Source organism: Rhodococcus sp. K11/5 (assembly GCF_055193735.1).
On sequence record NZ_CM143721.1, the window covers coordinates 3,669,029 to 3,684,360 of the forward strand.

Consider the following 15,332-nt stretch of genomic DNA (forward strand, 5'->3'; position numbering starts at 1 on the left):
CTACCGCCGACCGACGATCGCGGCGAGCGCCGCCTGCCACAGTTCCGTCAGCTCGGTGACGTCCGCGTCCGAGAACACCTCGGGCGGGTACGACAGGAACGCCTTGATCCGCGATCCCGACGCGTCGCTCTCCGCCATCGACTGGATGTCCAGCTCGGCCTGCGCCGGCATGCGATTGCGCGCGACGTCGACCAGATCCGGCGTGTCGAAGTCCGGCAGCCAGGGCGATCCGCGCAGCCCTTCCGGCACGGCCGTCTCGGCCACCCGACCGATGTAGTTGAACACGATCTGCGGCTCGCCGTGCGGACTCAACTCGGCCGCGGACGGCTCGTCGAGGTACCGCAGCAATCCGTAGCCGATGCCGTGATCCGGCACCTCCGCCATCGCCGACCGCACGCGTTCGACGGCCATGTCCTCGGCCGCCTCGGCCTCGACGTCGACGCCGGACAGATCGACCCGCGCCGGGTACATGGTGGTGAACCAGCCGACCGTGCGGGCCACGTCCGCGCCGGGCACCGCGGACTCCTCGCGGCCGTGGCCCTCCAGCGTGAACAGCGCCGACGACGCGGGCGTCCCGCGCTGCGCGCGCCACCGTGCCACCGCGACGGCGAGCGCCGCGACGATCAGATCGGACGTGGACGCCTGTCCCTCGGTCGACGGCGCCAGCAGCACCTCGGAGACCGCGTCGGGCACCACGACCGTCGTGCGAGACAGGCGGTCGGCCGTGTCGACGGCCGGGTCCAACCGACGTCGACCCAACGGCGGATCCTCGGGAGCCAGAACGGATCGCCAGTACTCGAGCTCGCCGCGGCGGCCGGTGGCCGCGCGGTGCAGGCCCGTCGCCCACGTTCGCCACGACGTGTCCACCGGGGCGAGCTGCGGGGTCTCCCCCGCGGCCACCGCGGCGCCCGCCGTGACCAGGTCGGTCACCAGGATGCGCCAGGACACCGAGTCGACCACCAGGTGGTGCGGGAGGATCAGCAGCCGTCCGGCGACGGACGACTCCGACGGTGCGAACCACAGGAACTCGAGCATCGGTCCGGCGACCGGGTCGAGCCGGTGCAGCGCCGCGTCGAAGTGCTCCCGAAGCAGATCGGCGTATCCGTCGGTGCCGGGCTCCGCCCCGATCGGCAGGTCGATGCGCGTCACCGACGCCGCGAGGTCGAACGCGTCCGGCTCGGGGATCACCAGAGCGTGATCGGTCACGTCGAGGCGCGCGCGGAGAACGTCGTGGCGGTCGACGACGCTGCCCAGCACGGCGTGCAGGTCCGCTGCCGCGACACCCGCCGGGAGCGTGAGCATCATCGGCATGACGAATCCGGACCAGTCACCGCCGCGATCGAGCATCTTCTCCGCGACCGGGGACAGCGGCGCGCTGCCCACTCGATCCCGAACCTGCTCGGCCGGAGCCGAATCCGACCTCGCGTCCGCGGCTGCCGCGAGGGCGGAGACCGTCCTCAGCTCGAACACGTTGCGTGCGGTGAACACGATGCCGGCGGCGCGGGCGCGCGCGACGAGCTGCATGGAGACGATGCTGTCGCCGCCGAGTTCGAAGAACGAATCGTCCGCGCCTACTCGCTCGACGCCCAACACCTCGGCGACGATCGCGGCCAGCGCCGTTTCCGTCGCCGTGCTCGGCGCCCGGTAGTCCCCGGACGAGGTGAGCTGCGGGGCAGGGAGCGCGCGACGATCGGTCTTGCCGCTCGACGTGGACGGGAACTCGCTCAGCACCATCACCGTGTCCGGCACCATGTACGCCGGGAGCGACCGGGCCGCCGCCGCGATCACCGCGTCGGCGTCCACGTCGGTCCCGGGGCGCGGCATGACGTAGCCCACCAGCACGCTCGCGGATCCGCTCTCGTGCACCGTCACCGCGGCGCGCGCGACGTCCGGGTGATCGGCCAGGACGGCCTCGATCTCCTCGAGCTCGATGCGCAGACCGCGCAACTTCACCTGGAAGTCGACGCGTCCGACGAACTCGAGATCGCCGTCGGGCGTCCAGCGCACCAGGTCGCCCGTGCGGTACATCCGCTCACCCGCGGCTCCGTACGGATCGGCGACGAACCGCTCGGCCGTGAGATCCGGACGCGCCGCGTAGCCCCGTGCGACCTGGGTGCCGGCGAGATACAGCTCGCCCGACGCGCCCGGGGCGACGGGCTTCAGCCGGTGATCGAGGACCTTGGCCGTGGTGTTCCAGACCGGACGACCGATGGGGAGGGCACCCGCGCCGGCGATGGCGGGTGAGGCCCCGACGGGCTCGACCACCTCGTGTGCGGTCGCGTCGACCGTGACCTCGGTGGGGCCGTAGAGGTTGACCACCCGAGCCTCGGTGACCGCTCGAACGCGTTCCACCAGGGCGGAGCCGAGGGCCTCGCCGCCGGAGAAGACCACGCGCAGCGAATCGAGTTCGCCCGATGCTGCGGCCTCGACGAACAGCGACAACACGGACGGCACGAACTGCACGACCGTGACGTGGCGATCGGACACCGTGCGCGCGAGGTACGCCGGATCGCGGTGACCGTCGGGTTCCGCGATCACGGTGCGCGCACCCACCGTCAGGGGCGCGAACACCTCCCACACGGATGCGTCGAACGTCACCGGGGTCTTGAGCAGGACGACGTCGCTCTCGGTGAGGTCGTACGTCTCGGTGAACCACCGGAGCTGATTGACCAGCCCGCGAACCGTCACCTCGACGCCCTTGGGGACACCGGTGGAACCGGAGGTGAAGAGCACGTAGGCCAGCGCATCGGCGTGCACGACGCCGCGTTCGGCGTCGGTGATCGGCTCGTCCGAGCGTCCCTCCGCCAAGTGCGCCGGCTCGACCACGTCCACACCGAGGGAGGCGATCTCGCTCGTCGCGGCGTCGTGGACGATCACGGTTCGCGGCGACGCGGCGGCGAGGACCGCCGCCGTGCGCTCGATCGGGTTCTCCGGGTCGAGCGGTACGTACGCCGCACCGGCGGCGCTGACGGCCACCAGGCTCACCAGCAGATCGAGGGAGCGCGGCAGGGCCACTCCCACCCGATCGTCGGGACCGAGGCCCCGCGCGAGCAGACCGCGAGCCACCCGAGCGACCCGCGCGTCGAACTGCGCGTACGTCATCGTCTCGCCGGCGAACTCCGCCGCGATCGCGTCGGGAGTGCGAGCCGCCTGCGCGCCGATCAGCGCGGTCAGGGAGGTGTCCGGGACCTCGCGGGCGGTGTCGTTGAAGTCCACGAGCACCGAGCGACGCTCGGCGTCGGTGAGCAGGTCGATGTCGCCCACCGTCGACGATCCTCGGGTCGCGACGATCTCCAGAATGTGCGCGAAGCGCGTTGCGATGGTCTCGACGCGATCGGCCCCGAAGACCGAGGGCAGGTACTTGAGCGTCACGTGCACGGTCGAATCCGTGTGCGCGAGAACGGTCATCGGGTAGTGCGAGGCGTCGTCGACGTCCGCTCCGGCGAAGGTCATGCCGTCGATGTCGGTGGTCTCGTCGATTCCCGCACTCTCGATGGGGTACGACTCGAAGACGGTCAACGTGTCGAACAGACCGCCCACTCCGACGGCCTGCTGGATCTTGGGCAACCCCAGGTAGTGGTGCTCCATCAGGTCGGCCTGCTCGGACTGGATGCGCTCGAGCAGCGACAGGACGGACTCGTTCGGATCGAGGCGGATGCGTACCGGGATGGTGGTGATGAACAGTCCCAGCATCGATTCGATACCGCCGATCTCGGGCGGGCGCCCGGAGACCGTCGCACCGAAGACCACGTCCTCCGACGCCACCGTGCGGGCCAGCAGAATGCCCCACGCCGCCTGCACGATGGTGTTCATGGTGACGCCGCGGTCGCGCGCGACCTGAGCCAGCGCCTCGCTGACGCGCGCACCGATCGCGACCTCGTGCTCCACCGGGATCACGTCCGGACCGGCAGCGCTCGCGACGGCCGGAGCCAGCACGGTCGGCTCGTCGAGTCCACCGAGGGCGTGCACCCAGGCGGCGCGGGCGGACTCGACATCGCGATCGGCCAACCAGGACAGGAAGTCTCGGTAGGGACGGACGCGAGGCAGCACCGACGCGTCGCCGCGAGCCGCGTACAGGACGATGAGGTCCTTCAGCATCAGCGGCATCGACCAACCGTCGAGCAGGATGTGGTGGTTGCTCACGGCGAACACGTAGGACGACGGCCCCGTCACGATCATGAGGAAGCGCATGAGCGGGGGTCGGTCCATCCGGAACCGCGTGACGCGGTGCTCGCGCAGCAGCGACGCCACCTCGGTGCCGCGCTCGCTCTCTCCGAGGTGCGTGAGATCGACGGTGCGGAAGTCGATGTCGACGTCGTCGACCACCACCTGCACCGACGTTCCGCTGACGTCCGTCACGAATCCGGCGCGCAGGTGCGGGTGACGCTGCACCAGGGCGGCGGCCGCGCCGCGCATGCGCTCGATGTCGACGACACCGCGCAGCTGAAGAGCCACCTGTGCCGTGTAGACGTCGGTCGCGGCGTCCGCGAGGCCCGCCCCCTCCGCCAGCACGGAGTGGAACAGCATGCCTTCCTGCAGCGGTGCGAGCGACCAGACGTCGGCGAGCGACGGGTAGGCCGACTCGAGCCGGTCGAGGACCGGCTGGGTGAGCGGGACCAGCGGCACGTCCGACGGTGTGAGACCACCGGTGTCGGCGCGGCCCGCGTGGTCGGCCAGAGCCGTTGCCGCGCGGACGAAGTGGTCCACCAGCTGCTGGGTGTCCGCGGCCGAGAGGATGCCCGTGGCGTGCGCGAACGATGCGGTGAGCACGGGCCCGTCGGGCGAGTCGGTGGTGGCGGCGTTGATGGACAGGACGGCCGGAACCACCATGTCCGCGTCCTGCGCACCGCCGAGCTGCCCGCCGTCGGACGCCGGCTGCCACCCGAACGACGCGAACTCGGACAGGTCGGCTCCCGCCGTGCCGGACACGCGGCCGAGGTAGTTGAACCCGATCTCCGAGGTTCCCAGCGCGGCCAGGGCCTCCGACGTCTCCGGATTCAGATGGCGCAGCATGCCGAATCCGATGCCCCGCTCGGGCACCGAGAGCAGCTGCTCCTTGACGGCCTTGAACGCCGCCCCCGCGGCCGCGCCACCGGCGAGCGCGTCGGCGGTGTCGGCGTCGGTCACGTCGAGGCGGACCGGGTACAGCGTGGTGAACCAGCCGACCGTGCGGCCCAGTTCGGCCGCGGCGCCCACCGCGTCCTCCTCGCGGCCGTGGCCCTCGAGGTCGACGGCGAGACCGGCGGCGGGAAGACCGCGCTCCGCGCGCCAGGACGCGACGGCGAGAGCCAGGGCGGTGAGCAGGGAATCGTTGACCCCGCCGTGATACGCCTCGGGCAGGGTGGTGAGCAGCGCCTCGGTGACCTCCACGGGGAGTTCGACCTCGATGCGTTCGACCGTCGAGATCACGTCGATCTCGGGGTCCACGGTGCGGGAACCGAGCGGCGCGGTGGGACGGCTCAGGACACTCGTCCAGTAGTCCAGTTCGGCTGTGCGCGAATCCGATACGGCCTCGGCGGCCAGCGCGTGCGCCCAGGTCCGCATCGACGTCGGCACGGCGGGAAGCTCGGCCGGTGCACCGGACGCGATCTGCGAATAGGCGGTGGCGACATCGGGCACCAGCACCCGCCACGACACACCGTCGACCACGAGGTGGTGCACGAGGATCAGCAGTCGACCCGACGCGTCGCCGGTCTCGGTCTCCTGCGCGAACCACACGAACTGCATCATGCGACCCTCGGCCGGGGACAACCGATCCGCGGCCGCGTCGAGCTCGGCCTCGGTGAGCGCGACGAACTCGTCGGATCCGGGGGCGTGCGCCGTGTCGACCCGGGTGAGCACCGATGCGGGATCGATCGCGCCGAGCGGGGAGATCTCCAGCTCGGCGCCGCCGTCCACCAGTCGAGACCGAAGCTGATCGTGACGATCGAGCAACGCGCCGACGGTGGCGTGCAGGTGCTCCGCTTCGACGCCGTCGGGGAGGGTCAGGAACACGGCCTGGGCGAACCGGTCGTACGCCCGTCGCGTGTCCACGAGCCAGCGCATGATCGGAGTGAGCGGCATGCGACCGATGCCGCCGCCGTCGATCTCGGCCAACACGGCACCGGTGGCGCCGTCCTCGGCGCGGGTGGCGATCTCGGCGAGTGCCCCGACCGTGCGTCGTTCGAAGACGTCGCGGGCCCGGAAGATCACGCCCGCGGCCTTGGCTCGGGTGACCAGCTGGATGGAGACGATGCTGTCGCCGCCGAGGCCGAAGAACGAATCGTCGACGCCCACGCGCTCGACCCCGAGAACCTCTGCGAAGAGAGCCGCGATGGACTCCTCCATGGGGGTGGAGGGCGCGCGGTAGCTCTCGGTGACGCTGGTGAACACCGGTTCCGGGAGTGCGCGGCGATCGAGCTTGCCGGCCGGGGTGAGCGGGATGTCGTCGAGAACCATGATCGACGACGGCACCATGTAGCCGGGCAGCGAGGCGCCGACGTGCTCGGAGAGTTCGGCGACGTCGAGGGTCGCACCGCGCACCGGGAGTACGTAGGACACGAGCACGGTCTGACCGGTGTGCCCGTGGGCGAGCCCGACGGTGACGGCGAAGTCGACGTCGTCGCGGCGACCGAGCACGGCGTCGATCTCGCCGAGTTCGATGCGGAAACCGCGGACCTTCACCTGGAAGTCGCTGCGTCCCACGTACTCGAGGTTCGGCTCGGTGCGGTGATCGCCGCTGCCGCTGTTTCTGCCGCTGTCGCTGTCGGCCACCCACCGCACGACGTCGCCGGTGCGGTACATCCGCGAGCCGGGCTCGCCGAACGGGGCCGCCACGAATCGGGTGGAGGTCAACGACATCCGCGCGTGGTACCCGCGGGCGACGGCGGGACCCGCCACGTAGAGCTCACCGGGGACACCGCGCGGAACCGGCTGCAGACGCTCGTCCAGCACCGCGAGGTGCACGCCGCGCGTGGGTCCACCGATGGTCACCGGGCGATCCGGCGACATCGGGATCGACGAGGAGGACCAGATGGTCGCCTCGCTCGGGCCGTACAGGTTGAACATCTTCCGGCCCGGTGCCCACCGGCGCATGACCTCCGGCGGGCAGGCCTCACCGGCGACCGCGAGGACCTCGAGATCGTCGAGACCCGCCGGGTCCAGCGTGGTCAGTGCGGCGGGGGTGACGAACGCGTGCGTGACGCGGTTCCCACGCAGCAGGTGGGTGAGCTCGTCGCCGCCGATGATCGAGGCGGGCGCGATCACCATGGTCGACGCGGCGGCGGTCGCCATGAGGATCTCGAACACGGACGCGTCGAAGCTCGGCGACGCGAAGTGCAGCACCGTCGAATCCGGGGTCAGGCCGAGGCGCTCGCGCTGCTCGACCACCACGTTGGCCAGACCCGTGTGCGTCACCACGACGCCCTTGGGTCGACCGGTGGAGCCGGAGGTGTAGATGACGTAGGCGGCGTCGTCGAGGTCGATCTCGCGGGCGGTCGCCGACAGCGGCTCGGCGGCCTGCAGTTCGGCGACGGTCGCCGGGTCGTCGAGGCGGATCCACGTGACCTCCGACGGCAGCGCGTCGACGTTGGCCGTGACGGTCAGACCGATAGGCGTCGCGGTGTCGGAGATCATGTGCGCGATGCGATCGGCCGGGTAGGTGGGATCGACCGGGACGATCGCCCCGCCCGCCTTCGCGATGGCCCAGAACGCCACCACGGAATCCACCGAACGAGGCAGTGCGGACGCGACGATGGTGTCCGGCCCCACTCCGTGGTCGACGAGCAGCTGCGCCAGTTCGCCTGCGCGAGTGTCGAGTTCGCGGTACGTCAGCGACGTCGACCCCAGGGACACCGCGACGGCGTCGGGATCGTGCGCGACGGCGGCCGCGAGGATCTGCGGCAACGTCGTCGGCTCGGCGTCGGCCGGTCCCCGGACCGGGAGCAGCTCGGCCCGCTCGGATTCGACGAGCAGATCGATGTCCCCGACGGCGACGGCCGGGTCGGCGACGACGGCGTCGACCAGACGCCGGAACCGGTCGGCGAACCGCGCGATGGTGGCCTCGTCGAACAGATCGGTGGCGTAGGTGAAGACGGCGTCGATCCCGGCCGGAGCGCGGTCGTCGTCGAACGACTCCACCATGGACAGCTGTAGATCGAACTTCGCCGTGCCGCCCTCGGCGTCGACACCCTGCACGGTCAGGCCGGGCAGCTCGAGGTGTGCGCGGGCGTTGTTCTGCAACGCCAGCGCCACCTGGAACAGCGGCGAGAACGCGGTGGAGCGTTCCGGGGCGAGCACCTCGACGAGACGCTCGAACGGAATGTCGGTGTGCGTGAACGCCGCGAGGTCCGTGGACCGGGTCCGCGCCAGCAGGTCGCGGAACAACTCCCCCGGACGCACCTGCGTGCGCAGCACGAGCGTGTTGACGAACATGCCGACGACGTCGTCGAGCTTCTCGCTGGGCCGGCCCGCGATGGCGGTGCCGACGGCGATGTCGTCGGTGGTGGACGACCGCGCGAGCAGCACGGCGAGCAACGCGTGCACCACCATGAACAGCGACGCGTTGTTCTCCCGCGCCAACGCGTCGAGGGCGGCCTGCCGGTCGGCGGAGATCGCGAAGTGATGATCCGCGCCGCGCATCGACTGCACGGACGGTCGTGGCCGGTCGGTGGGCAGGTCGATGACGTCGGGCAGGTCGGCGAGCTCGGTCGACCAGAAGTCGATCTGCCGCGCGGCGAGCGACGCCGGATCGGACTCGTCGCCGAGCAGCTCGCGCTGCCAGAGGGCGTAGTCGGCGTACTGTACGGCCAGCGGTCCCCAGCCGGGTTCGCCGCCCGCGGTGCGGGATCCGTAGGCGACCATGATGTCGCGGGCCAGCGGCGCCATCGAGGCACCGTCGGCGGACACGTGGTGGACGACGAGTACGAGAACGTGCTCGTCGGTTCCGGCGAGACGCACCAGTCCGGCACGCACCGGCACCGAGGTCGAGACGTCGAACCCGGCGGTGACCAGGGCGCGGACGCGGTCCATCATCGCGGTCTCGTCGGCCACGTCCTCGAGTTCGACGTCGGCGAGAACCCCGCTCGCCGTCAGCTCGGAGGTGGTGAGGATGCGCTGCTCGGGGCCGGAACCGGTGTCCGGGTAGTAGGTGCGCAGCGTTTCGTGCCGCTCCACGACGTCCTCGACGGCCGCCCGCAGCGCGGGGACGTCGAGCTCGCCGGTGAGGCGGATGACCATCGGGATGTTGTACGCGGGCGAGTCCGGGTCGAACTGGTTCACGAACCACATGCGCGACTGCGCCGTGGACAGCGGAACCCGATCCGGGCGGTGCCGGGCGGTGAGCGCCGGGCGGGCGATCCCGCCGTCGCGGTGCTCGGCCTTGCCGGCGAGCCCGGCCACGGTGGGTGCCTCGAACAGCTCGCGCACGCCGAGATCGATGCCGAGGGCCTCGTTGATCCGGGCGATCACGCGAGTGGCGCTCAGCGAGTTGCCACCGAGGGCGAAGAAGCTGTCCGTGGTGCTCACCCGATCGGTGCCGAGAACGTCGGCGAACACCGACGCCACGACCTCCTCGACCGGGGTACGCGGGGCGCGGTACTCGGTGGCACCGAGGTCGAAGTCCGGCTGCGGCAACGCCTTCCGGTCGAGCTTGCCGTTCACGTTGAGCGGTAGGGCATCCAGGACCATCAGTGTCGCGGGAACCATGTACGCGGGCACGGCGCGACCGACGAACTCGAGCAGATCGGCCGTCTCGATCGTGACTCCGGCGCGCGGCACCACGTAGCCGACGAGCTGATCGCCGGTGTGCGCATCGCTGCGGACCACGACGACGGCGCTGTCGACGTCCTCGTGTGCGATCAGCGCCCGTTCGATCTCCTCGAGCTCGATGCGGAAACCGCGCACCTTGACCTGGAAGTCGCTGCGGCCGACGTAGATCAGCTCGGATCGACCACCTCCGGAACTGTCGCGACTCCACCGCACCAGGTCACCGGTGCGGTACATGCGGCTCCCCGCCGCCGACCGCGTGAGCTGGGTGAAGGGATCGGCGACGAAACGCTCCGACGTGAGGTCAGGACGGCCGAAGTAACCGCGGGCCAACTGATCTCCCGCGAGGTACAGCTCACCCACGACGCCCACCGGCACGGGATGCAGCCGCTCGTCGAGCACGTAGACGCGACTGTTCCACTCGGGGCGCCCGATGGGCACGACGGACGACGAGACGTCCGTGACCTCGTGATGGGTGATCGACACGGCAGCCTCCGTGGGTCCGTAGAGGTTGTGCAGTTCGACCGGGGCGGCGGCGAAGTCGCCGGTGCCCAGGACCTCGTGGACGCGGGCGACGGTGTCCGCCGTCAGCGCCTCACCGATGGCGAGGATGCGTCGCAGCGACGTCAGCGACGCCGGATCCGCGATCGCCAGGAACGACGCGAGCAGCGACGGCACGAAATGCACGGTGGTGATGCGGCGTTCGGCGATCAGGTTCGCCAGGTACACCGGATCGCGGTGACCGTCCGGTGCGGCGACCACCAGGGTGGCGCCGACGGTGGGCGCCCACCAGAATTCCCAGACCGACAGGTCGAACGTCGCCGGAGTGCGCTGCAGCACGGCGTCGTCGGTGCCGAGCGGGTACTCGGACTGCTTCCACCGCAACTGGTTCGAGATGGCGCGGTGCGTCACGGCGACACCCTTGGGCTTGCCGGTCGAGCCCGAGGTGAAGATCAGGTACGCCGTGTTGTCCGGGTGCAGATCGCGCACGCGCGGCGACAGAGGTGTCTGCGCTGCGGGCACGACGTCGATGTCGAGCGTGGCGACCTCGCCCGGCACCGAGACGGTCCGGGCCGACGAGGTGAGGACCAGCGCCGGGCGCGCGGTCTCGAGCACGAATGCGGTGCGCTCGGCGGGGTGATCCGGGTCGATCGGCAGATAGACCGCTCCTGCCTTGGCGACCGCGTACATCCCGACCAGCAGTTCGACGGACCGGGCCAGGGCGAGCCCGACGATGTCCTCGGTTCCCAGTCCGCGGTCGATCAGCACCTGCGCGACACCGTCGACGCGAGCGGCGAACTCCACATAGGTCAGTTCGGTGCCCTCGAACACGAGCGCGATCTCGTCGGGATGGGCCGCGACGGCCGCGTCGAAGAGATCGGGCAGGGTCGCGTCGGGCAGGTCGACGTCGGTCGCGTTGCGCTCGACGACCACCGCGCGCAGTTCGTCCCCGGACAGCACCGGCAGGTCGCCGACCGGGGTGGTCTCGGCCGCGACGACGTTGTCCACCAGCCGCAGGAACCGCACGGCGAAGTCCTCGACGGTGCGGTGCTCGAACAGGTCGGTGGCGTAGGTGAAGATCGCCGACATTCCCGCGGGAGTGCCGTCCTCGTCGTAGAAGTCGGAGAGGATCAGGTGCAGATCGAACTGCGCGTTGTCGCCCTCGACGTCGAGCGCCTCGATGCTGAGGTCCGGCAACTCGAGCACGCCGCGTTCGATGTTCTGGAAGGACAGACCCACCTGGAAGAACGGGTGCCGCGCGGTCGAGCGCGCGGGATTCAGAACCTCGACGAGACGTTCGAACGGCACGTCGGCATGCGAGAACGCCTGCAGGTCGGCCTCTTTCACGTGCCGCAGCGTGGTCTCGAAGTCCAGATCGGCGTCGATGCGGGTACGCAACGCGAGGGTGTTGACGAACATGCCGACGACGCCCTCGAGCGCCTCCTCGCCGCGACCGGCGATGGGGGTGCCCACGACGATGTCGTCGGTTCCGGACAGCCGCGCCAACAGGATCGCGAAGACCGCGTGCGCGGCCATGAAGGTGCTGGCGCCGAGCGCGCGCGAGACCCTCTCCAGACCCTGGTGCGCCGAGGCAGGCACGGTGAACTCGACGCGCTTGCCGCGCAACGACTGCACGGGCGGACGGGGGTGGTCCGTGGGCAGCTCGAGTTGATCCGGCGACTCCGCGAGCGCGTCGCGCCAGAACGCGACCTGGGCGGTGAGCACGCTGGACGGATCGTTCTCGTCGCCGAGCACCAGGCGCTGCCACACCGCGTAGTCCGCGTACTGCACGGCCAGCGGGGCGAACTGCGGCTCCTGGCCGGCCGCGCGGGCGACGTAGGCGGTCGCCACGTCGCGCACGAACGGGGCCATCGACTCGCCGTCCGCGGACACGTGGTGCACCACGAGGGCCAGCACGTAGGTGTCCGGGGCGGTGCGGTAGAGCCGCACCCGCACGGGAACGGCTGCGGTGACGTCGAATCCGGCGGTGGCGAGCTCCCACAGGTGACCCGGCAGCTCCTCCTCGGAGACGTCCGCGGGTGTGAGGTCGGGGGCGACGTCCGCCACCGGCAGCACGACCTGGACGGGACCGTCGGCGGTGTCCGGGTAGACCGTGCGCAGGGACTCGTGCCGCGCGAGGACGTCGGCGACGGCCGCGGTGAGCACCGGAACGTCGAGGGTGCCGACCATGCGCACGGCCAACGGGATGTTGTACGCGGCCGAGTTCGGATCGAAGCGGTTGAGGAACCACATCCGGGACTGGGCGAGCGACAACGGAACTCGGTCGGGGCGCGGGGTCTCCCCCAGCACCGGACGCGGAGTGACGTCGGCGGCGCGACCACTCAGACGCGCGGCCAGCTCGGCCACCGACGGCGCCTCGAACAGCTCACGGACACCGACACGCGAGCCCACCAGGGCGCCGACGCGCGAGACCACGCGAGTCGCGCTCAGCGAGTTGCCGCCGAGATCGAAGAAGCTGTCGTCGACGCTGACCTCGTCGAGACCCAGCACGTCCTCGTAGATCGCGACCACGGACCGTTCGAGGTCCGTCGACGGCGCGCGGTACTCGGAGACGGCGAGGGTGAACTCGGGCTCGGGCAGGGCGCGCCGGTCCAGCTTGCCGATCGGGGTGAGCGGAATCTCGTCGAGCAGGATCACTGCGGACGGCACCATGTGCGCCGGAAGGCTCTCGCCCACGAGCGCTTTCATGTCGTCCGGGTCGATCGCGGCGCCGGGCGCGGGCAGCACGTACGACGCGAGAGCGGTGTCGCCGTCGGGTCCGTGAGCGCCGACGGTGACGGAGAACTCGACGCGCTCGTCGCGCCCGAGGACCGCGTCGATCTCACCGAGTTCGACGCGGAAACCGCGCACCTTGACCTGGAAGTCGCTGCGACCGACGTACTCGATGGAATCGGCCGGCACGTCCCGAGAGTTGCTCCAACGCACCACGTCGCCCGTGCGGTACATCCGGGATCCGGGCTCGCCGTACGGGTTCGCGACGAAACGCTCCGCCGTGACCATCGGCCGGTCGTGGTAACCGCGGGCCAGTCCCGGTCCGGTCAGGTACAGGTCGCCGCGGACGCCGCGCGGCACGGGCCGCAGGCGGTGGTCGAGGACCAGGGACGCGACGCCCCGAAGCGGAGCACCGATGGTGATGCGATCACCGTGGTTCAGCGCGGGGGTGATGGTGACGATGACCGTGGTCTCGGTGGGCCCGTAGGCGTTCCGGAGTTTGCCGGACCAGCGGGTGGCCAGTTCCGGTGGGCACACGTCGCCGCCGACCACCACGGACTCGACGCTCGTCAGGCCGTCGGGATCCACCGTCATCAGCGCCGTCGGAGTCATGACCACGTTGGTCACCGACTCGCGGGCGATGAGCTCGGCGAGTTCGTCGCCGCCGAACACGTCGTTCGGCGCGACGACCAGGGTGGCCCCGGCGGTGAAGCAGGCCAACAACTCTCCGACGGAGGTGTCGAAGCTCGGCGAGGCGACGTGCAGGAAGCGCGAGGCCGGCGACACGTCGTAGTGCTCGCGCACGTCGGTGGCCAGATTCGCCAGACCGGCGTGCGTGACCACGACGCCCTTGGGCGTGCCGGTGGATCCCGAGGTGTAGATCAGGTACGCCGGGTGATCCATCCGTACCGGTGCGGATCGGTCCGCGTCGGTGATCGGAGCCCGTCGGGCCGCGGGAGCGTCCGCGAGCGTCGCGACGTCGATGGTCAGGCTCGACGTCGACCGCGGCACCACGTCGGCGTGCTCGGCCGTCGTCAGGCACAGCATCGCGCCCGAGTCGGTGAGCATGTTCTCGATGCGCTCGGCCGGATACTCCGGGTTCACCGGTAGGTACGCGGCCCCGGACTTCGCGACCGCCCAGATACCCAGGACCGACTCGATCGAGCGGGTGGCGACGAGTGCGACGAAGGTCTCCGGTGCGGCCCCCCGGTCGATCAGCTCGCGGGCCAACGCCGAGGAGGCGTCGTCCAGTTCGCGGTACGTGAGCGTGCGACCGTCGAACGTGACCGCGTCGGCGTCCGGGTCGAGAGCGGCACCGTCGGTCAGAAGCTGCGCCAGCGTGCGTGATTCGACCGGCCGGGCACCGAGCACCGGAGTGAGCTCGGCGATCTCTGCCTCGTCGAGGATGTCGATGTCCCCCACGACGGCGGTGGCGTCGGCGGCCACGGTGCGCAGGATCCGGTCGAAGCGGTCGGCGAACGAGCGTACCGAGGACTCGTCGAACAGATCCGTGGCGTAGTCGAACGACGCCTCCAGACCGGCCGGTGCGCCCGACGCGTCGACATTCTCGCCGATGGAGAGCTGGAGGTCGAACTTCGCCGCCTCCAGCGAGGTCTCGAGCGGAGTGATGGTCAGGCCCGCGATGGTCATGTCCGGGCGCTCGTTGTTGTTGAACGCCAACGCGACCTGGAACAGCGGCTGGTGCGCCGTCGACCGCGGCACCTTCAGGACTTCCACGAGCCGCTCGAACGGGATGTCCGCGTTGCCGAACGCGGTCAGATCGCTCTCGCGGATCTGCGCGAGCAGGTCGGCGAACGTCGCGTCGGGAAGAACGGTCGCTCGCAGGACCAACGTGTTGACGAACATGCCGACCAGCGGATCGAGCTGCTCCTCACCGCGTCCGGCCACCGGCGTGCCGACGGCGACGTCGTCGCCGCCCGACAACCGCTCGAGCAGAACCGACAGCGCGGCGTGCACCACCATGAACAGGGACACGTCGTGTGCGCGCGCCACGGCGAGCAGCGCTGCGTGCGTGTCGACGTCGATCGAGAAGGGCAGCGTCGCACCGCGGAGCGACTGCACGGCCGGGCGGGGACGGTCCGTCGGCAGATCGATCGCCTCGGGAATGCCGTCCAGGGCGGTCGCCCAGTGGTCGATCTGCCGGGCGGCGAGCGACTCGGGATCGGTGTCGTCACCGAGCACCTCGCGCTGCCAGATCGCGAAGTCGGCGTACTGCACCGGAAGAGGAGACCACGCCGGCGCCTCCCCCGCGGTCCGCGCGAGGTACGCGGTGAAGACGTCGGTGAACAGCGGCGCCATCGACGCACCGTCGGCGCTGATGTGGTGCGCGACGA

At 70.7% G+C, this 15,332-nt stretch carries 1 protein-coding gene (cut by a window edge); it reads right to left on the bottom strand.

Annotation, left to right across the window (positions count from 1 at the left end):
- On the bottom strand, window positions 1–15,332 hold the 3' end of the coding sequence (locus ACY466_RS17175; protein WP_463246874.1) for a non-ribosomal peptide synthase/polyketide synthase. The gene runs 18,541 nt beyond the window's last position; only the last 15,332 of its 33,873 coding nucleotides appear in the window; its start codon lies off the right edge, out of view; the stop codon is at window positions 1–3.